The organism is Saccharothrix luteola (genome assembly GCF_020859565.1).
GTDB lineage: Bacteria > Actinomycetota > Actinomycetes > Mycobacteriales > Pseudonocardiaceae > Actinosynnema > Actinosynnema luteola.
The window spans coordinates 112,562-131,233 of the sequence record NZ_JAJHUO010000020.1 but is presented as its reverse complement, the minus strand read 5'-3'; the positions used below and the strand labels follow the sequence as shown (position 1 = coordinate 131,233).

At 72.0% G+C, this 18,672-nt stretch carries 20 protein-coding genes; 10 read left to right on the top strand and 10 right to left on the bottom strand.

Annotated elements, in window-relative coordinates; all coding sequences use genetic code 11:
- Positions 1-135: 135 nt before the first annotated feature.
- Positions 136-792: a pyridoxamine 5'-phosphate oxidase gene (gene pdxH / locus LNK82_RS27130; protein ID WP_230569831.1), complete on the bottom strand. Its 657-nt coding sequence runs from the start codon at positions 790-792 to the stop codon at positions 136-138.
- A 48-nt stretch (positions 793-840) separates the two neighbouring features.
- Positions 841-1,719 carry an urease accessory protein UreD gene (locus tag LNK82_RS27125; protein ID WP_230569830.1) on the bottom strand — a complete coding sequence of 293 codons (879 nt, stop codon included), beginning with the start codon at positions 1,717-1,719 and terminating at the stop codon, positions 841-843.
- A gap of 77 nt (positions 1,720-1,796) precedes the next feature.
- Here LNK82_RS27125 and LNK82_RS27120 point away from each other — a divergent pair, with 77 nt between their 5' ends.
- The gene (locus LNK82_RS27120) at positions 1,797-2,318 is read left to right on the top strand and encodes a DUF4232 domain-containing protein (protein WP_230569829.1); all 522 of its coding nucleotides are present in this window, start codon (positions 1,797-1,799) and stop codon (positions 2,316-2,318) included.
- On the opposite strand, the gene ureG is transcribed toward LNK82_RS27120, so the two are convergent.
- From ureG to LNK82_RS27095, 5 genes are read right to left on the bottom strand one after another with little or no spacing between them, the layout of a single operon-like run.
- Positions 2,288-2,968, bottom strand: a complete 681-nt coding sequence (gene ureG, locus LNK82_RS27115; protein WP_372470665.1) for an urease accessory protein UreG — start codon at positions 2,966-2,968, stop codon at positions 2,288-2,290. The genes LNK82_RS27120 and ureG overlap by 31 nt on opposite strands.
- A gap of 4 nt (positions 2,969-2,972) precedes the next feature.
- Positions 2,973-3,623, bottom strand: a complete 651-nt coding sequence (locus LNK82_RS27110; RefSeq protein WP_230569828.1) for an urease accessory protein UreF — start codon at positions 3,621-3,623, stop codon at positions 2,973-2,975.
- Positions 3,623-5,323: an urease subunit alpha gene (locus LNK82_RS27105; RefSeq protein WP_230569827.1), complete on the bottom strand. Its 1,701-nt coding sequence runs from the start codon at positions 5,321-5,323 to the stop codon at positions 3,623-3,625. Before LNK82_RS27105 ends, LNK82_RS27110 begins: the two co-directional genes overlap by 1 nt.
- Positions 5,320-5,631 (bottom strand): urease subunit beta, encoded by a 312-nt coding sequence (locus LNK82_RS27100; RefSeq protein WP_230569826.1) that lies wholly within the window; start codon positions 5,629-5,631, stop codon positions 5,320-5,322. Before LNK82_RS27100 ends, LNK82_RS27105 begins: the two co-directional genes overlap by 4 nt.
- A gap of 10 nt (positions 5,632-5,641) precedes the next feature.
- Positions 5,642-5,944, bottom strand: a complete 303-nt coding sequence (locus tag LNK82_RS27095; protein ID WP_230569825.1) for an urease subunit gamma — start codon at positions 5,942-5,944, stop codon at positions 5,642-5,644.
- A gap of 186 nt (positions 5,945-6,130) precedes the next feature.
- Here LNK82_RS27095 and LNK82_RS27090 point away from each other — a divergent pair, with 186 nt between their 5' ends.
- From LNK82_RS27090 to LNK82_RS27065, 6 genes are all read left to right on the top strand, one after another.
- The gene (locus LNK82_RS27090) at positions 6,131-7,243 is read left to right on the top strand and encodes a citrate synthase 2 (protein ID WP_230569824.1); all 1,113 of its coding nucleotides are present in this window, start codon (positions 6,131-6,133) and stop codon (positions 7,241-7,243) included.
- Between the two features lie 150 nt (positions 7,244-7,393).
- The gene (serC, locus tag LNK82_RS27085) at positions 7,394-8,527 is read left to right on the top strand and encodes a phosphoserine transaminase (protein ID WP_230569823.1); all 1,134 of its coding nucleotides are present in this window, start codon (positions 7,394-7,396) and stop codon (positions 8,525-8,527) included.
- A 239-nt stretch (positions 8,528-8,766) separates the two neighbouring features.
- Entirely contained in the window at positions 8,767-9,681 is a 915-nt protein-coding gene (gene sepH / locus LNK82_RS27080) for a septation protein SepH (protein ID WP_230569822.1), read from the top strand.
- Positions 9,682-9,829: 148 nt separating this feature from the next.
- The gene (locus tag LNK82_RS27075; protein ID WP_230569821.1) at positions 9,830-10,342 is read left to right on the top strand and encodes an SRPBCC family protein; all 513 of its coding nucleotides are present in this window, start codon (positions 9,830-9,832) and stop codon (positions 10,340-10,342) included.
- Positions 10,343-10,394: 52 nt separating this feature from the next.
- Positions 10,395-10,769, top strand: coding sequence for a hypothetical protein (locus tag LNK82_RS27070; protein WP_230569820.1), 375 nt, complete (start codon positions 10,395-10,397; stop codon positions 10,767-10,769).
- On the top strand, positions 10,762-11,205 hold the full coding sequence (locus LNK82_RS27065; protein ID WP_230569819.1) for a hypothetical protein: 444 nt from the start codon (positions 10,762-10,764) through the stop codon (positions 11,203-11,205). The genes LNK82_RS27070 and LNK82_RS27065 overlap by 8 nt, the downstream gene beginning before the upstream one ends.
- A 6-nt stretch (positions 11,206-11,211) precedes the next feature.
- On the opposite strand, the gene LNK82_RS27060 is transcribed toward LNK82_RS27065, so the two are convergent.
- On the bottom strand, positions 11,212-11,439 hold the full coding sequence (locus tag LNK82_RS27060; protein ID WP_230569818.1) for a hypothetical protein: 228 nt from the start codon (positions 11,437-11,439) through the stop codon (positions 11,212-11,214).
- 103 nt (positions 11,440-11,542) lie between these two features.
- Here LNK82_RS27060 and LNK82_RS27055 point away from each other — a divergent pair, with 103 nt between their 5' ends.
- Together LNK82_RS27055 and LNK82_RS27050 are read left to right on the top strand one after the other, a co-directional pair.
- Positions 11,543-13,306, top strand: a complete 1,764-nt coding sequence (locus LNK82_RS27055; protein ID WP_230569817.1) for an ABC transporter ATP-binding protein — start codon at positions 11,543-11,545, stop codon at positions 13,304-13,306.
- Positions 13,303-15,156, top strand: a complete 1,854-nt coding sequence (locus LNK82_RS27050) for an ABC transporter ATP-binding protein (RefSeq protein ID WP_230569816.1) — start codon at positions 13,303-13,305, stop codon at positions 15,154-15,156. The genes LNK82_RS27055 and LNK82_RS27050 overlap by 4 nt, the downstream gene beginning before the upstream one ends.
- 7 nt (positions 15,157-15,163) lie before the next feature.
- On the opposite strand, the gene LNK82_RS27045 is transcribed toward LNK82_RS27050, so the two are convergent.
- Positions 15,164-15,787 (bottom strand): DUF2537 domain-containing protein, encoded by a 624-nt coding sequence (locus tag LNK82_RS27045; RefSeq protein WP_230569815.1) that lies wholly within the window; start codon positions 15,785-15,787, stop codon positions 15,164-15,166.
- 38 nt (positions 15,788-15,825) lie between these two features.
- Positions 15,826-16,602 (bottom strand): TrmH family RNA methyltransferase, encoded by a 777-nt coding sequence (locus LNK82_RS27040; RefSeq protein ID WP_230569814.1) that lies wholly within the window; start codon positions 16,600-16,602, stop codon positions 15,826-15,828.
- Positions 16,603-16,808: 206 nt separating this feature from the next.
- Here LNK82_RS27040 and LNK82_RS27035 point away from each other — a divergent pair, with 206 nt between their 5' ends.
- The gene (locus LNK82_RS27035; protein ID WP_230569813.1) at positions 16,809-18,308 is read left to right on the top strand and encodes a glutamate-cysteine ligase family protein; all 1,500 of its coding nucleotides are present in this window, start codon (positions 16,809-16,811) and stop codon (positions 18,306-18,308) included.
- Positions 18,309-18,672: the final 364 nt, after the last annotated feature.

Genomic DNA, 18,672 nt, shown 5'->3' with positions numbered 1-18,672 from the left:
CTAACAACCTCTTCACCGAGACGTGGAACACCCCGCGCCGCACACCGTGATCACCGCCGAGGCCGACCCGCGAAAACGGCCTCCGCCACCCGTTGAGGTGGCGGAGGCCGATGACGTCATCACAGTGCGCCCGGGCTAGGGGGCGATGCGCTGCACTTCCCAGCCGTCACGACCGAGGCGGAAGCGGAGGCGGTCGTGCATCCGGTCGCGGCGGCCCTGCCAGAACTCGACCTCCTCTGGCCGGATGCGCCAGCCGCCCCAGTGCGGCGGCACGGGTACCCGGTCGGCGTCGGCGAACTGCCGCTCGACCTTGTTCAGCGCGCTCTCCAGAGTGGAGCGTCCGCTGACGACGCGGGACTGCGGCGAGGCCCAGGCGCCCAGCTGCGAGCCGCGCGGGCGGCTCTCCCAGTAGCTCGCGGTCTCGGCGGGGCCGACCTTCTCGACGGTGCCGCGCACGTGCGCCTGCCGCTGCATCGCGAACCACGGGAACGTGGCCGAGGCGTACCGGGTGGCCATCAGGTCGTGGCTCTTCGTCGACGTGTAGTTGGTGAAGAACACCAGCCCGCGCTCGTCCAGGCCCTTGGCCAGCACGGTCCGCGAGGACGGGCGGCCGTCGGTGTCCGAGGTGGCGAGGACCATCGCGTTCGGCTCCGGCAGGCCCGCGCCCGCCGCCTGGTCCAGCCACAGCTGCAACTGCTCGTGCCAGCTGGCCGCGAGGTCGCTCTCCGTGAGCGAGCCTTGTTCGTAGGACACCCGCATCGACGGCAACGCGATGTTCGTCGTCTCCGACATCCCGACCTCCCGGAGCGTAATTCGTCCTGGCCAAGGCACTTGTGGCACCTAGCGATCCAGCGACCGTACGGCTTTCCCGCCGAAGGCGAAACCGCCCGCACGGTGATGACCGCCACCCGATCCGTGACTTTCGGTGTGACCCGCACCTCGGAATCGAGTACGAGATCGAGTCAGAGGGTCGTTCGACCCGGGGTGCCTGGCCCGCGCCTCGTCGAGCGCGCGTTCGACGGTCACGGCGTCGTCGGCCAGGGCGGTGCTCAGGCTTCCGCCGCGGGCCAGCGGGACGAGTGACCACCACTGCTCCGACACCGCTCCCGGCAGGTCGTCGCCCCAGCACAGCAACTCGGTCCCGAACACCCGCCGCCCCGCCAGGCCGGCCGGGCTCGCGTCCACTTCGGGCATTCCCAAACGAGACGTCTGCTTGACCAGCGGCCCGTTCCGCCGCACGTCGAGCGTCGTGGTGAGCGAGCCCGGCCGTTCGTTCGACCGACCCAGCACCACGACGTCCCGCACCCGCAGCCGGGCGCCATCCCCCATCCGCGCGCGGAACACGGACTCGTGGCACGCACGCGCGGTGACGACCGTCGGTTCCGGCAGGTACGCCAACGACGCGCCGTCGGCCAGTTCCACGTCCACCAGCGCACGGCTGCCGCCCGCGTGCCGACCGGGCAGCGCCAGCGTCGCGGCCACACCGCGCAGCTCCAGCGACGCGCCCTCCTCGACCGTCACCCGCAATTCCAGGTCGTCACCGCCCAGCGGTGCCGTGACCGCGCTGACCAGGTGCACGAGCGCCACCTCGTCGGCGCCGCGGTCGTCCGACAGCCGGCGGCGCGGCACCAGGCGCAGCGGCGCCATCGACCGCATCTCGCGCACGACGGTTCGTCCGTTCGGGTCGCGTGCCACGACCAGGTGAGCCCGCGCCCTCACCGGAGCAACCCCTGTGACCCCCGACACGTCATCAGGTCGGGTGGAACTCCCACCCGCGATTCTCGGGGGAGATCGTGATGAGGAGATTTGTCGCAACAGCCGCCGTCATCGCCACAGCCGCCATCGCGGCGGTGGCGGTCACCGGGGGAACCGCGGTCGCGCAGGGGGCCGAGGTCTCCACGTGCCGCTCGGCGGACCTGACCATCGGTTTCGGCCACGAGGGAGGCGCGGCGGGCACGGTGTACCGCGAGGTCGTGTTCACCAACCGGGGCCTGCACACGTGCGTGCTCCGGGGCTTCCCGGGTGTGTCCTATGTGGACGGCAACGGCAACCGGGTCGGCGCCGCCGCCGAACGCGTCGGTGACCGCGGTCCGCTGCTCACCCTGCCGCACGGCACGGCGGTGCGCTCGGACGTCGGCTTCGCCCAGGTCGACAACTTCGACCCGGACGTGTGCCGCAAGACGCCCGTGTGGGGCATCCGCGTGTTCCCGCCGGACGAGACCGTGCCGCTGTACCTGCCGATGACCGACCAGCACGGCTGCGCGGGCGACGTCAGCCCGTTCGGCAATCAACTGACCGCCGCGAGCGTGCGGAGCTGAGCGCGCACCCAGTCGGCCACCGCGGGTGCGTCCGGTGTGTCCACAAGGGACTGGCTGATCACCGGTAGCTCGCCGCGCATCCGGTGGGCGTCGGCCGTCATGACACCGAGGTCGGCGCCCACCAGCGGCGCGAGGTCCGTCTTGTTGATCACCAGCAGGTCCGCGGTGGTCACGCCGGGGCCGCCCTTGCGCGGCACCTTGTCGCCGCCTGCCACGTCCACCACGAAGATCTGCCGGTCCACCAGCCCGCGGCTGAACACCGCGGTCAGGTTGTCGCCGCCGCTCTCGATGATCACCAGCTCCAGGCCGTGGATCCGGTGCTCCAGCAGCTCCACGGCGTCCAGGTTGGCCGTGATGTCGTCGCGGATCGCCGTGTGCGGGCACGCGCCCGTCTGCACGGCTTCGATCCGCTCGACGTCCAGCACCCCGGCCGCGCGCAGGAAGTCGGCGTCCTCGGTCGTGTAGATGTCGTTCGTCACCACGGCGAGGTTCACGCTGTCGCCCAGCGCCCGGCACAGCGCCGCCGTCAACGCGGTCTTGCCGCTGCCGACGGGTCCGCCGATGCCGATGCGCACGGCCCGGTGCTCGTGGTCGTGGGGGTGGTGCGGGTCGTGGCCCGCGTCGGTGGGGTCGAAGTTCACCGGGTGCACGTGGTCAGCTGACAAAGAGACGCACCTCTTCCGTGTGGTGGCGGTCATGGGCTTCGGCCAGCAGGTCCAGGCCGGGCGCGCTCGGGGCGGGCAGGTCCTCGGGCGGGGTGTCGGCGTGGCCCGCGGCCATCGCGGCGATCTCGTCGATCACGGGCGCCAGCCGGGCCAGCACCGCGTTCACGCCGAACGGGTCGAGGCCGAGCAACCGGATCGCGCCCGTCGCCGGACCCGTCACCGCGTGGTAGGCCACGGTCTGCGCCGCCTCGAACGGCTCGCCGACCAGCACGCCGACGATCACGGGGTGGTGCGGCCTCGGCGTCACCCGCAACAGCTCCGCCAACGCCGCCGTCGGCCAGGCTTTCCGAGCCGCGCGCGCCATGCCGCGCCCCTGCACGCGTGACGCGTTGCGCTGGGCGGGCGACGGCGTGCGGGCGTCGAGTTCGGCGTCCAACTCGGCGTAACGCCCGCGGCAAGCGGCGGCGGCGAACACCGCGCCCAACGCGCCCGCCGTCCGCAGCCGCCCGATGAGGAACGACGCCAACGACGCCTCGTCGGTCACCAGCCGCCGCGCGACGGCCTCCTCCAACCCGCCCGAGTGCACGTGGCCGCCGCCCGGGAACCGGGAGTCCGCGATCATCAGCGCCGCGAGGTTCATCAGAACAGGAAGTAGCGCTGGGCCATCGGCAACTCCGCCACCGGCGCGGGCTCCACCAGCTCGCCGTCGATCCGCACGGCGAAGCTGTCCGGGTCCACCTTCACCGACGGCATCGCGTCGTTGAGCACCATGTCGGCCTTGGTGACGCCGCGCGTGTCCCGCACCGCCACCAGCGGCCGCGCCAACCGCAGCACGTCCGCCAGGTCCGCGTCGACCGCCTGCTGCGACACGAAGTGCACGCTGGAGCGCGCCGCCGAGTGGGCGCCGAACATCGGCCGCGCGAAGATCGGCTGCGGTGTCGGGATGGACGCGTTCGCGTCGCCCATCGCCGCGTGCGCGATGAACCCGCCCTTCAGCACCACCGCCGGCCGCACGCCGAAGAACTTCGGCTCCCACAGCACCAGGTCGGCCAGCTTGCCGACCTCCACCGACCCGACCTCGTGGTCGATGCCGTGCGCGATGGCCGGGTTGATCGTGTACTTGGCCACGTACCGGCGGGCGCGCAGGTTGTCCGCCATCTCACCGAACCGCCGCTGCATCACGTGCGCGGTCTGCCACGTCCGGATGACGACCTCGCCGACCCGGCCCATCGCCTGCGAGTCCGAGCTGATCATCGAGATCGCGCCGAGGTCGTGCAGGACGTCCTCGGCCGCGATCGTGGTGGGCCGGATGCGGCTCTCCGCGAACGCCAGGTCCTCGGGCACGGACCGGTTGAGGTGGTGGCACACCATCAGCATGTCCAGGTGCTCTTCCAGCGTGTTCACCGTGTGCGGGCGCGTGGGGTTGGTCGAGGACGGCAGCACGTTCGGCTCCGACACCACCTGGATGATGTCCGGCGCGTGGCCGCCGCCCGCGCCCTCGGAGTGGTAGGCGTTGATCGACCGGCCCGCGATGGCGGCCAGCGTCGACTCCACGAACCCGGCCTCGTTCAACGTGTCCGTGTGGATCGCCACCTGCACACCGGACTCGTCGGCGATCCTCAGGCAGGCGTCGATCGCCGCCGGCGTCGTCCCCCAGTCCTCGTGCAGCTTGAACCCGCCCGCGCCACCGGCCAACTGCTCGCGCAGCGCGTCCTCACGCGTGGTGTTGCCCTTGCCGAGCAGCAGCACGTTCACCGGCATGTGGTCCATCGAGGCGAGCATCCGGCCCAGGTTCCACGCGCCGGGCGTCACCGTCGTGGCCTTCGTGCCCTCCGCCGGCCCCGTGCCGCCGCCGATCAACGTGGTCAGCCCCGAGGCGATCGCGACGTCCACGATCCCCGGCGTGATGAAGTGGACGTGGCAGTCGATGCCGCCGGCCGTGAGCACCTTCCCGTTGCCCGAGAGCACCTCGGTGGAGGGCCCGATGACCAGCGCCGGGTCCACGCCGTCCATGGTGTCGGGGTTGCCCGCCTTGCCGATGCCGACGATCCGGCCGTCCCTGACCCCGACGTCGGCCTTCACCACGCCCCAGTGGTCGAGCACGACGGCGCCCGTGATGACGAGGTCCGGCGCGCCCTCCGCGCGGGTGGCCACGCCCTGCCCCATCGACTCGCGGATCACCTTCCCGCCGCCGAAGATCACCTCGTCGCCCGAGCCCTGAGGGCCCATCGACCGGTCCTCGGTCACCTCGATCAGGAGGTCGGTGTCGGCGAGCCGGATCCGGTCGCCGACCGTCGGCCCCAGCAGTTCCGCGTAGCGGCGGCGGCTGATCCCGGTCACCGGTCCAGCTCCCCGGCCAGCTCCGGCCGCAGCCCCGGCACGCGCCGCGCCCCGGCCAGCGGCACCAGCGTCACCTCGCGCTCGACACCCGGCTCGAACCGCACCGCCGTGCCCGCCGGCACGTCCAGCCGCTTGCCCCACGCGGCCTCCCGGTCGAACTCCAGCCCGGGGTTGACCGCCGCGAAGTGGTAGTGCGACCCGACCTGCACCGGGCGGTCCGCCGCGTTGACCACGACGAGCGTGGTGCGCGGCCGGCCGGGGTTCAGCTCGACCGGCTCGTCGCCGGTGACGATCTCGCCAGGGACCACGGGCTGCTCCTCACACGATCGGGTCATGCACGGTCACGAGCTTGGTGCCGTCCGGGAAGGTCGCCTCGACCTGCACGGACTCGATCATCTCCGGGACGCCGTCGAGCACCTGGTCCCGGCTGAGCACGTGCCTGCCGCTGTCCATCAGCTCGCTGACCGTCCGGCCGTCGCGGGCGCCTTCGAGCACGTGGTCGGTGATGAGCGCGACCGCTTCCGGGTAGTTCAGGACCACCCCGCGGTCGAGCCGCCTGCGCGCGACGTCGGCCGCCACGTGGACCAGCAGCTTGTCCCGCTCGTGCGGTGTCAGGTGCATGGCCGGTGGTCTACCACGGGAAACACGGCCCACCGCCGAACCGAAACAAGGCCTTAACGATCGACGGGCCTTCTGAATCGGTTCCTTGATCGTGACCGACGACACGCGCACCCGCGATTGCCCGCACGTCTGAAGGGGAGCAAGGTTTCTCCAACTCTTTACTTCCGCCGAGAAGGAGCGCACAGCGTGGTGCAGACCGAGGACGACGGATTCCGGCCGGGTCTCGAGGGCGTGGTCGCCTTCCGCACCGAGATCGCCGAACCGGATCGCGACGGTGGCGCGCTGCGCTACCGCGGCGTGGACATCGAGGACCTGGCCGGTCACGTGACCTTCGGCAACGTGTGGGCGCTGCTGGTAGACGGCCGCTTCGGCCCCGGCCTGCCGCCCGCCGAGCCGTTCCCGATCCCCGTGCACACCGGTGACGTGCGGGTGGACGTGCAGGCCGCGCTGGCCATGGTCGCGCCCATCTGGGGCTACCAGCCGCTGCTGGACATCACCGACGAGCAGGCCCGCGAGCAGCTCGCCCGCGCCTCGGTCATGGCCCTGTCGTACGCGGCGCAGTCCGCGCGGGGCATCGGCCGGCCCGCCGTGCCGCAGCACCGCATCGACGAGTGCACGACGATCACCGAGCGCTTCCTCACCCGCTGGCGCGGCGAGCCCGATCCCGCGCACGTCAAGGCGCTGGACGCCTACTGGGTGTCGGCCGCCGAGCACGGCCTGAACGCCTCCACCTTCACCGCCCGCGTCATCGCCTCCACCGGCGCGGACGTCGCCGCGTCCATGTCCGGCGCCATCGGCGCGATGTCCGGCCCCCTGCACGGCGGCGCGCCCGCCCGCGTGCTGCCCATGATCGAAGAGGTCGAGCGCACCGGCGACGCCGAGGGCTTCGTCAAGGGCATCCTCGACCGGGGCGAGCGCCTGATGGGCTTCGGCCACCGCGTGTACCGCGCGGAAGACCCCCGCGCCCGCGTGCTGCGGCGCACGTGCCGGGAACTCGGCGCCACCCGCTACGAGGCCGCCAACGCCCTGGAGCAGGCCGCCCTGGCCGAGCTGCGCGAACGCCGCCCGGACCGGGCCATCGAGACCAACGTCGAGTTCTGGGCCGCGGTGATCCTCGACTTCGCCCAGGTCCCGCCGCACATGATGCCCGCGATGTTCACCTGCGCCCGCACCGCCGGCTGGTCGGCGCACATCCTCGAGCAGAAGCGCACGGGCCGCCTCGTCCGCCCGTCCGCCAAGTACGTGGGCCCCGGCCCCCGCACGCCGTCCGAGGTCGAGGGCTGGGCCGAGATCGCCTGACCCGACCGGCCGGAACTGGGGGTTTCCACCCCGCGTGGGGTGACCCGCGACACCCGGCTGTCACCGCCCGGCCACCCGGCTGCAACACTGGGGGCTCCCGGCAACGGCGCCGGTCGTGCCGACCCCCTCCCCGTAACCGGAGGCTTCGCGATGACCCAGACCGCCGACCCGACCTCGTTGGTCCTGCCCCCCGAACTGCTGCCGTCCGACGGCCGGTTCGGGTGCGGGCCCTCCAAGGTCCGTCCCGAGGCCCTGGCGGCGCTCGCGGCCGAGGGCGCCGCGCTGATGGGCACCTCCCACCGGCAGAAGCCGGTGAAGTCCCTGGTCGGCTCGGTCCGCGCCGGCCTGCGGGAGCTGTTCTCGCTGCCCGAGGGCTACGAGGTCGTCCTCGGCAACGGCGGCACCACCGCGTTCTGGGACGCCGCCGCGTTCGGCCTGGTGCGCGAGCGGGCCCAGCACTTCACCTACGGCGAGTTCTCCTCGAAGTTCGCCAAGGTCACCAGCGACGCGCCGTTCCTGGGCGACTCGATCGTGGTCAAGGCCGACCCGGGCAGCGCGCCCGAGATCGCCTACGCCGAGGGCGCCGACCTCGTCGGCTGGGCGCACAACGAGACGTCGACCGGCGTCGCGGTGCCCGTCTCCCGCCCCGCGGGCTCGGACGGCGCGCTGATCGCCATCGACGCCACCTCCGGCGCGGGCGGCCTGCCGGTCGACCCGTCGGACTTCGACGTCTACTACTTCGCGCCGCAGAAGTGCTTCGCCTCCGACGGCGGCCTGTGGATCTCCCTGATGTCGCCGGCCGCCCTGGAGCGCGTCGCCGAGATCGGCAAGTCGGGCCGCTGGGTGCCGGAGTTCCTCTCGCTGACCACGGCGCTGGACAACTCCACCAAGGACCAGACCTACAACACGCCGTCCCTGGCCACGTTGTTCCTGCTCAACGACCAGATCGAGTGGATCCTGGCCAACGGCGGCCTCAAGTGGGCCGTCGACCGGACCGCCGACTCGTCCTCGCGGCTGTACACCTGGGCCGAGTCGACCTCCTACACGACCCCGTACGTGGCCGACCCGGCCCACCGGTCCCAGGTCGTCGGCACGGTCGACTTCGACGACTCGGTGGACGCCTCCGTGGTGGCCAAGGTCCTGCGCGCGAACGGCATCGTGGACGTCGAGCCGTACCGCAAGCTGGGCCGCAACCAGCTCCGCGTCGCCATGTTCCCGGCCGTCGAGCCGACCGACGTGAGCACGCTGACGAAGGCCGTCGACTGGGTCGTCTCCCGTCTCTGACCCGGTCACACCTGTGGGGGTCGTCCTTGCCGGGACGGCCCCCACAGCCATGACCAGGCCCTTCGGGAACCCGCACCCATCGCGGGCGAGGTGAACCTTGTGCTAACGGAGGTGCGCGGGCCGCCGACATACGGCAAGATCACACGAAGATATCGGCGAACACGGCGAGTCTCCCCCGTCAAGGCGGCGCGCCGCATTAACGTGAGTACTCGGCGAGGTGAGCCATCCGGGAGGCCATGATGCGAGCGTTGCGAGTCATCGGGCTCGAGGACGACGGCAAGTCCGTCATCCTCGAGGACCCGGATCGCGGCGAGCGCTTCGTGCTCCCCGCCGACGAACGGCTGCGCGCGGCGGCACGCGGCGACCTCACCCGGCTCGGCCAGATCGAGATCGAGGTCGAGAGCCAGATGCGGCCCCGCGAGATCCAGGCGCGCATCCGCGCCGGTGAGTCCGTCGCCCAGGTGGCGGCGGCGGCCGGCCTGCCCGCGCACCGGGTCGAGCGCTACGCCTACCCCGTGCTCCTCGAGCGCTCCCGCACCGCCGACCTGGCCCAGCGCGCCCACCCCGTCCGCGAGGACGGCCCGGACGTGCAGACCCTCGGCGAGGTCGTCGCGCACTCCTTCGGCCTCCGCGGCCAGGAGTACGCCGACGTCAGCTGGGACTCGTGGCGGGGCGAGGACGGCCGCTGGGTCGTGCAGCTGCACTGGACCGCCGGCAGGTCCGACAACCTGGCGCACTGGGCGTTCCACCCGGGTGCCCAGGGCGGCACGGTGACCGCGCTGGACGACGGGGCCATGGAGCTCATGGACCCGAACCCCAACCGCACCCTGCGCACGGTCCGGCCGGTGACGCAGCTGGCGCGCCAGGCCCTGGAGCTGGAGAAGCAGCAGGAACCGGAGATCCTCGTCCGCGAGGAGCCGGCGCCACCGCCTCCCCCGCCCCCGGTCCAGGAGCCCCAGCCGACGCCGGAGCCCGCTCCGGTGGCCGAGGAGCCCGCGCCGGCCCCGACGACCCCGGCGCCGCAACAGCCGGCGGCGGGCGCCAAGCAGCAACCGCCCCGCAAGGACCCACCGCCCAAGCGTGGCAAGAAGAACCACCCGATCGTGCCCTCCTGGGAGGACGTCCTCCTCGGCGTCCGCTCCACCCGGGGCTGAACGACCGGATCTTGACCAGGCCCCCGCGCAGCACCGCTGCGCGGGGGCCTGCTCATGTCCGGTCAGGCAGACCAAGGACAGAGCTCACTCACCGTGTCCACCCGATCGCGGGTCGTCATCGGCGTCGATCGCTCCTACCTTGGATCTGGTGGAACCGACGATCTCGCACAGCATCGACGTGGCCGCGGACCCGGCAGTGGTGTGGGCGCTGGTGAGCGACCTGCCCCGGATGGGCCGGTTCAGCCCGGAGAACCTCGGCGGCCGGTGGCTGCACGGGGCCTCCGGGCCCGCGGTCGACGTCGAGTTCCGCGGCTTCAACCGCAACGGCGCCAAGCTCTGGTGGACCACGTCCCGGATCGTGGCCTGCGAGCCGGGACGGCTGCTGACCTTCGACGTGCGGTCGCCGTTGACGGTCCGGGTGGCGCGGTGGTCGTACGTGATCACGCCGGCCCCGCACGGGTGCGTGCTGACGGAGAACTGGTACCGGGTGGGCAACTGGTTCGTCCGCCGGTTCCTGGGTCCCCGCGTCACCGGGCGCGAGGACCGGCCCGGCTACAACGTCGAGTCGATCAAGCACACGCTGGTCGCGGTCAAGGCGCACGCCGAGTCGACCCGGGACCGGCAACGGGCGCGGCGGGCCTCCACGACGAACGCGCCGTGACCGCCGCCCGCGGACCTGCTTGACCACCACCTCATCCGGGTAACCACCCGCCATGCTGGGACGACTGGTGGCGGGCGCCGCGGTGGGCGCCGGTTTGGGCGCGGCCTGGTGGGGCCTGCGCGAACTCATCGCGTCGGGAGCCGTCTGCTCGACCGAGGACTGGGACTGCCTGGCCATGGGCCTGTTCGCCATGCCGATCAGCCTGGTCCTCGGCGTGCTCGTCGCCTGGGCCGTCCTCAAGGCCGCCCACCAGGACCGGCCGCTCGGCTACGCCGCCGTGGGCGTCACGTTCACCGCCGTCCTCACCCTGCTCACCGTCTGGATCTCGATCCCGGCCGGCTCCGTCGCCGCCGGCGTGATCGGGTTCGTCCTGGCCGCCCCGGTGACAGCACGGCACCCGGTCAGCCACACTTCTGCCCGTGACTGACACGCCGCACCCCACGCGCCTCACGGCGGGCGGCTTCGCGTTCAAGGTGCTCTTGCGCGTCGTGGTGTCGGCCGTCACCGGTTCCGCGCTGCTCATCGCGTGGATCTGGGCCTACCGCAGCGGCGTCCTCGACCGGGTGGTGAACGAGACGACCCTGGGCGAGTTCATCCTGCTCGTCGTGGTCGGCCTGCCGATCGCGCTGGTGTTCAGCGCGCTGCTCGCCGGACCGGTCCTGTGGCTGCTGAAGATCCGCCCGGTGTGGCCGATCATCCTGATCGGCCCCGTCATCCTGGGCCTCGCGCACTACTTCGCCGTGCCGGACCGGTTCTCGTCCCTCGGCGACCGGTGGACGGTCATGGTCCTCCTCGCCGGGGCGAGCTACGGCCTCGCGGGCCTGCTCACCGCACCTGCGATCCTCCGCCGCCGCAAGAAGTAGGAACGATCACCCCGGCACCGGCACCGCGTCGAGCACCCCCACCTCGACCCCCTCGAACCGGCACCAGTCCTCCGCCTCCTCCCGGCTGATCGGCCGCGCCCCCTCGGGCCGCCGCCCACCCACCACGTCCCACCCGTCGGGCGCGAGCACGTACAGCCTGCCCCCGCTCACCGCCAACAGCCGACCGCGGGGGAACGCCATCGTCGGCTCCGCCCGGAGATACCGCACATCCACCTTGACCTCCACCTGACTCCAGCTTGCAGGGTCAAAGACACGAAAACCGGATGCCGATCGTCGGTCCACCTTCGTAACGTCATGGTGGACCGGAGGGGGACTCGTGTCGGAAGACCGTACTTCCACAGCCGCGACTCTGCGCAGGCTGTGGCCGTACCTCAAGCCCGTTCGCACACCCGTCGTGCTGGCGATGGCCGCCACCATGCTCGCGATGACGTGCGGCCTGGGCATCCCGCTGATCACCCAACGAATCGTGGACGGCCCGATCGCCGGCCGCGACCTGGATGCGTTGCCGCTGCTCATCGGCGTCATCGTGCTGCTCGGCTGCGCCGAAGCCGCGCTGTTCTACGCCCGTCGCAAGCTGATCGCCGGACCGGCGTCGGACGTCGAGGCGCGGATGCGGGCCGAGCTGTACCACCACCTGCAAGACCTGCAGGTGGCCTTCCACGACCGCTACCAGTCGGGGCAGCTGCTGTCCCGCGCCACCACCGACCTCACCCAGGTGCGGCGGTTCGTCGGCTTCGCCGTGATCTTCCTGGTGGTCAACACCCTGGTCGTGGCCACGGGCCTGGGCGTGCTGTTCTGGCTCTCGCCCGTCCTCGGCCTGATCGTGCTCGCGAGCACGTTGCCGCTGGTCGCGCTGTCCTACCTGTTCGAGACGAAGTTCAAGGTCGTCGCCCGCCGCGCGCAGGACCAGGCCGGTGACCTCACGACCGTGGTCGAGGAGTCGGTCCTCGGCATCCGCGTGCTCAAGGCCTTCGGCCGCGGCCCGCACCTGACCAAGCGGTTCATCCGCCAGGCACGGGAGCTGCGCGACACCGAGATCTCGAAGGTGCGGATCTTCGCCGCGCTGTGGGCCGTGCTGATCGTGCTGCCCGAGCTGGGCATCGCCGGTCAGCTGGCGTTCGGCTCGATCGGCATCGCCAACGGCACCGTCACCGTCGGCACGCTCGTCGCGGCCATCACGGTGAGCGCTTACCTGCGCTGGCCGGTCGACTCGATCGGGTGGTTGCTGGCGGAGACGAACTCGACCGCCTCCGCCCTGGAGCGGTACTTCGAGGTGACCGACACCGCGGTCACCGTGACCACCCCCGCCGACCCGAAACCGCTGGCCGCCCCCGTCCGCGGGCACGTCCGCCTGGAGGGCGTCCGCTACCACCACCCCGGTTCCGACAACGAGGTGCTGCGCGGCGTCGACCTGGACATCCGGCCGGGTGAGACCGTGGCCCTCGTCGGCGCCACCGGCTCCGGCAAGACCACCGTCACCGCGCTCGTGCCCCGGCTGGCCGACGTCACGGCCGGCCGGATCACGCTCGACGGCGTCGACGTGCGCGACCTCGACCTCGCCGAGCTCCGCCGGGTCGTCGGCACGGCGTTCGAGGAGCCGATCCTGTTCTCCGCGAGCGTCACCGAGAACGTGGCCCTCGGCTCCAAGGACGTCAGCGAGGAACGGGTCCGCGAAGCCCTGAAGGTCGCCCGGGCCGAGGAGTTCGTCAACGCCCTCCCGTGGGGCCTCGACACCCGGATCGGCGAGCAGGGCCTGTCCCTGTCCGGCGGCCAGCGCCAACGACTCGCCCTCGCCCGCGCGGTCGCCGGCCACCCGGCCGTGCTGGTCCTCGACGACCCGCTGTCCGCGCTGGACGTGCACACCGAGGCCGAGGTCGAGGCCGCGCTGCGCCGCGTGCTCAAGGGCGTCACGGCGCTCGTCGTCGCCCACCGGCCGAGCACCGTGCAGCTGGCCGACCGGGTGGCGATGCTGGTCGACGGCCGGATCGCGGCCACCGGGACGCACGCGCAACTGCTGGCGGACAACGAGGACTACCGCAACCTCTTGTCCACTATGGAGGACGAGGAGGTGGCGGCGTGACGAGCGTGGCCCAACCCCAACCCCACGACACCTCGGACGAAGAAGCCTGGCGCGGCGTGGGGGCCGAGGACGTCGAAGACGTCGACTACGCCACCGGCGTCAAGCTCCAGGCCCGCTCCCGCCGCCTCCTCGGTGAGCTGATCCGCCCGCACACCAGGGCCGCGATCCTGGCGCTGGTGATCGTGATCGCGGAGAACGTGGTCAACCTGGCCGGCCCGCTGCTCATCGCCGCGGCCATCGACACCGGCATCCCGGCGGCGCTCGACGGCCGCCCCGACGCGCTGGCCTGGTGCGTAGGCGGCTACGTCACCGCCGCGATCTCCGCCACGCTGCTGCGCTGGTCGTTCGTCCGCCTGACCGGCCGGATCGGCCAGGACGTGCTGCTCGTCCTGCGCGAACGCGTCTTCCGGCACGCGCAGCGGCTGTCGGTCTCGTTCCACGAGAAGTACACGTCCGGCAAGGTCATCTCGCGCCTGACCAGCGACGTCGACTCCCTCCAGGACCTGGTCGAGGAGGGCTTGGACGGCTTCTTCACCTCGATGCTGTCCCTGCTGGGCATCTCGGTCGTCCTGCTCTACCTGGACGTCCCGCTCGCGCTCGTCGTGCTGTCCGGCTTCCTGCCGCTGATCATGCTCACCCAGTGGTTCCGCCGCCGTTCCGGCCGGGCCTACCGGCACACGCGCGGCGCGATCGCGAAGATCATCGTGCAGTTCGTGGAGACCATGAACGGCATCCGCGCGGTGCAGGCGTTCCGGCGGGAGCGGCGCAACGAGAAGATCATGGGTGAGCTGAACACCCGGTTCCGCGACGCCAACACCGACGCGATGGGCGTGATGGCCGCGTTCACGTCACTCGTCCGGGTGATCGGCAACATCTCCCTGGCGGTGATCCTCGCCTGGGGCGCGTTCCGGGTGGCGAACGGGCAGCTCGAACTGGGCGTGCTGGCCGCGTTCACGCTGTACGTGCGGCGGTTCTACGACCCGTTCGACCAGCTCGCGATGTTCGCCAACGCCTACGCCTCGGCCACCGCCGCGCTGGAGAAGATCTCCGGCCTGCTCGAAGAGGAACCGCAGGTCCGCGAGCCCGAGGAGCCGACGCCCCTCGGCGACGTCCGGGGCGCGGTCCGGTTCGACGGCGTCGAGTTCCGCTACTCGGCCTCCTCCCCGGTCGTGCTGCCGCCGTTCGACCTGACCGTGCCCGCCGGGCAGACCGTGGCACTGGTCGGTGCGACCGGCGCGGGCAAGTCCACGCTGGCCAAGCTCGTGGCCCGGTTCTACGACCCGACCGAGGGCTCGGTGCGGCTCGACGGGGTCGACCTCCGGTCCGTCGCGGACGCCGAGCTGCGGCGCGCGGTGGTCATGGTGACGCAGGAGAACTTCCTGTTCGACGGGTCCGTGCTGGACAACATCGCGCTGGGCCGCCCGTCCGCGACCCGCGAGGAGGTCGAGGCGGCGGCCCGGGCGGTCGGCGCGGAGGAGTTCATCCGGGCGCTGCCCGAGGGCTACGACACCGACGTGCGCAAGCGCGGCGGGCGGCTCTCGGCCGGGCAGCGGCAGATGGTGGCGTTCGCGCGGGCGTTCCTGGCCGATCCGGCGGTGCTGGTGCTGGACGAGGCGACGTCGAGCCTGGACGTGCCCACCGAGCGCGCGGTGCAGAGCGCGCTGGAGACCGTCCTGGCCGAGCGGACGGCGTTCATCATCGCCCACCGCCTCTCCACCGTGCTGATCGCCGACCGGGTCCTGGTGCTCGACGGCGGCCGGGTGGTGGAGGACGGCACGCCGGAGGAGCTGATCGGCGGGCACGGCCGGTTCGCCGCGCTGCACACCGCCTGGCGGGACTCCCTGGCCTAGCCGACCGTCACAGGAGGGTCGTCAGCAACAACGACGACCACGCCGCCAGCACACCCGCCACCACGCCGTACGCGACCCACCGCCACACCGGCACCTTCCGCGCCAGCCACACCGACGGGGTGATGCCGCCGACCACCAGGACGTTCGCCAGCAGCGCGAGCCACTGGCTGGTCTCGCCCAGCCCGACCGACAGCGTGTAGACGGTGAACGTCACCACGGCGGCGACGATGAAGCTGACCGTGAGCCCGGTGCCCCAGGGGGTTTCCTCCTGGGGTTCCGGCGCTTCGGCCTCGGCCCCGTCATCCACCTCGGGCTCCTCGTCCGCGGCCTCGACCGACGGGACGTCCACGACCACCAGCTCACCGGTCACGGGATCGGTGTACTCCACCGGTGTGCCCATGTCCGCCGCCAACCTCCCCGCCAGCTGTCGTCCCCGCCTGGTCACGAGGGCGTTCGCGGCGCCGTCGGAGGGCGGGTCGGCCCGCGTCACCGCGTCGGCCACCTTCGCCCACTCGTGCAACGCGTCGGCGAGCCCGGCGCCGAGCGGGAGGGTGTGCGGGTCGACTTCCCGCTCGCCCGCGTCGTCGCGGCCCGCGAGCACGGCCCGGCCGTCCTGCACCCGCAGTTCCACCTGCGTCCTCCTCTGCTCGGGAGGAGAACGTAGCGCGTTCAGGCGATCGCGTAGAAGGCGATCGCGCCCGCGGTTGCCACGTTCAGGGAGTCGACCCCGTCCGCCATGGGGATCCGGACCGCGACATCGGCCGCCGCGATGGCCTCGTCGGTCAGGCCCGGGCCCTCCGATCCGAGCAGGACAGCGACCTTGCGACCGCGCAGGCCGGCGTCGGCGAGGTTCGCCGAACCGGCCCGCGGCGTGAGCGCGGCGACCGTGAAACCGTTGTGGCGCAGCAGCTCGAAGCCTTCGGTCAGGTTCGGCATCGACGCGAACGGCACGCGCAGCACGTGACCCATCGAGACGCGGACGCTGCGCCGGTACAGCGGGTCGCTGCACCCCGGGCCGAGCAGCACGCCGTCGATGCCGAGCGCGGCGGCGTTGCGGAACAGCGAGCCCAGGTTCTCGTGGTCGCCGACGCCTTCCAGCACCGCGAGCCGCCGTGACGAGGCCACGAGATCGGCCACGTCCGGCTGCGGCGCCCGGTCGGCGGCGGCCAGCACGCCCCGGTTGAGGTGGAACCCGACCACCTCGGCCATGACCTCGGCGGACGTGACGTAGGCGGGTGCCGGCAGGTCGCCGAGCGCCTCCACCCTCCGCCGCACGCCGAGCAGCCCGCGCACCGGGTAGGGCGAGTCCAGGAGCCGTTCGACGACCACGACGCCCTCGGCGATGACCAGTCCCCGCCCACCGGGTCGGTCGGGCCGCCGGTCGGCCGTCGACAGGTCCCGGAAGTCGTCCAGCCGCGGGTCCGCCGGGTCGTCGATCTCGATCACACCGAGGAGTGTCCCACTTGGTGACAGGTGAACACCCCTCGTGGATCGGATGTCGCAGCCGCAAGCCGCCAACCAGCACATTCTTGCTGATTGTTACTGCTATGTGACAGAGAGCACCGATTTGGGCGCTGGCGGGCAGATGGTTGCTGTGTCACGGTTGGCCTCCGCTAAGCCCGCCGGAGCAGCCCTACCGATTGGGAGGCGGCATGGGTACGGATGTGTCCAGTCGGACGTTCACCAGAGAGGACCGCCAGCGCTACCGCGAGCGCATGCAGCGGTGCATGGACGCGCTGGGAACCATGCTGGTGGAGGAGAGCTTCTCCTTCCCGAGGCAGCAGATGGGGCTGGAGATCGAGCTGAACCTGGTCGACGGCGCGGGTCGGCCCGCGATGGCCAACTCGGAGGTGCTGGAGAAGATCGACGACCCGTCGTTCACGCTGGAACTGGGCCAGCACAACCTGGAGGTCAACGTCCCGCCGCGCGAGCTGGCCGGTGACGAGACGCTGGACCTGGAGCGGGAGCTGGTCTCCACGCTCGCGGCGGCGGACGTGAAGGCGCACGACGCCGGCACGTCGATCGTGATGATCGGGGTGCTGCCGACGTTGCGGCACGAGCACTTCGACCGGCGGTGGTTGTCGCAGCAGGCGCGGTACACGACGTTGAACGACCAGATCCTCGCCGCGCGCGGTGAGGAGGTCGTGCTGTCGATGGAGGGCGCGCCCCTGCCGGGGCGGGCGGGCGAGCGGTTGTCCAGCTACGCCGAGTCGATCATGCCGGAGGCGGCTTGCACGTCCGTGCAGCTGCACTTGCAGGTGGCGCCGGACGACTTCGCGGCGCACTGGAACGCGGCGCAGGCGTTGGCCGGGGTGCAGGTGGCGATCGCGGCGAACTCGCCGTTCCTGCTCGGGCGGGCGTTGTGGCACGAGACCCGGATACCGCTGTTCCTGCAGGCGACGGACACGCGTTCGCAGGAGCTGAAGAACCAGGGCGTCCGGCCGCGGGTGTGGTTCGGGGAGCGGTGGATCACGTCGATCTTCGACTTGTTCGAGGAGAACGTGCGCTACTTCCCGGCGTTGCTGCCGGAGACCGGCGACGAGGACCCGTTGGACGTGCTCGGGGCGGGCGGGACGCCGTCGTTGACGGAGTTGCGGCTGCACAACGGGACCGTGTGGCGCTGGAACCGGCCGGTGTACGACGTGGTGGACGGCGTGCCGCACCTGCGCGTGGAGAACCGCGTCCTGCCGGCCGGGCCGACGGTGCTCGACACGATGGCGAACGCGGCGTTCTTCTACGGCGCGCAACGGGCGCTGACCACTTTGGAGCGTCCTTTGTGGACCCAGATGTCGTTCCACGCGGCGGAGGAGAACCTCTACGCCGGGTCGCGGCACGGGATGGGCTCGCAGCTGTACTGGCCGGGCATCGGCTGGGTGCCGCCGGACGAACTCGTCCTGCGCCGCCTGTTGCCACTGGCCCACGAAGGGCTGCGGGCGTGCGGCGTGTCCGACGAGGCGTGCGAGCGCTACCTGGGCGTGATCGAGGCGAGGTGCCTGGCGCGGCGCACGGGCTCCCAGTGGCAACGCGAGACGGTGACCCTGCTGGAGGAACGCGGCGCCGACCGCGACACCGCCCTGGCCGCCATGCTGGGCCGGTACGTCGAACTGTCACACGCCGGCGAACCGGTCCACACCTGGCCCGTGGGCCTGTAGCCCCTGCCGCACCCGGTGCCCGGCTCGCTCAGGCTCACGGCACCCGGTGCCAGCCGCGCTCTGCACGCGGCGCTCGGTGCCCGCCGCGTCCACGGGCGTGGCGGGCACCGGCTCACGCTCGACCCCGGTCCCGCTCGGGTGCGCACCTGCGGGCGTACGTACCCAAGCCCGCCCTGCCCCGTGGGCGGGGTCTCCGCAGCCTGTCCCGTGGGCGGCATCCCGACCTTCGGGCGAGCGATCCCCGGCCCTTCCCACGCAGCCCTGGCCGTTCCTGCCCAGAGCGCGATGCCTGGTCCGGGCCGGGCGCCACACCTTCATTCTTCCGGCAACGCTTTCGGCGTTTCCATTGATCCCCGAACCCGCT

Excerpts from the sequence above, each read along its gene's own strand:
- LNK82_RS27110 (WP_230569828.1), bottom strand. The coding sequence starts at position 3,623 with ATGAACCTCGCGGCGCTGATGATCGCGGACTCCCGGTTCCCGGGCGGC.
- pdxH (WP_230569831.1), bottom strand. The coding sequence starts at position 792 with ATGTCGGAGACGACGAACATCGCGTTGCCGTCGATGCGGGTGTCCTAC.
- LNK82_RS27095 (WP_230569825.1), bottom strand. The coding sequence starts at position 5,944 with ATGCACCTGACACCGCACGAGCGGGACAAGCTGCTGGTCCACGTGGCG.
- LNK82_RS27035 (WP_230569813.1), top strand. The coding sequence starts at position 16,809 with ATGGGTACGGATGTGTCCAGTCGGACGTTCACCAGAGAGGACCGCCAG.
- serC (WP_230569823.1), top strand. The coding sequence starts at position 7,394 with ATGACCCAGACCGCCGACCCGACCTCGTTGGTCCTGCCCCCCGAACTG.
- LNK82_RS27070 (WP_230569820.1), top strand. The coding sequence starts at position 10,395 with ATGCTGGGACGACTGGTGGCGGGCGCCGCGGTGGGCGCCGGTTTGGGC.
- sepH (WP_230569822.1), top strand. The coding sequence starts at position 8,767 with ATGCGAGCGTTGCGAGTCATCGGGCTCGAGGACGACGGCAAGTCCGTC.
- LNK82_RS27120 (WP_230569829.1), top strand. The coding sequence starts at position 1,797 with ATGAGGAGATTTGTCGCAACAGCCGCCGTCATCGCCACAGCCGCCATC.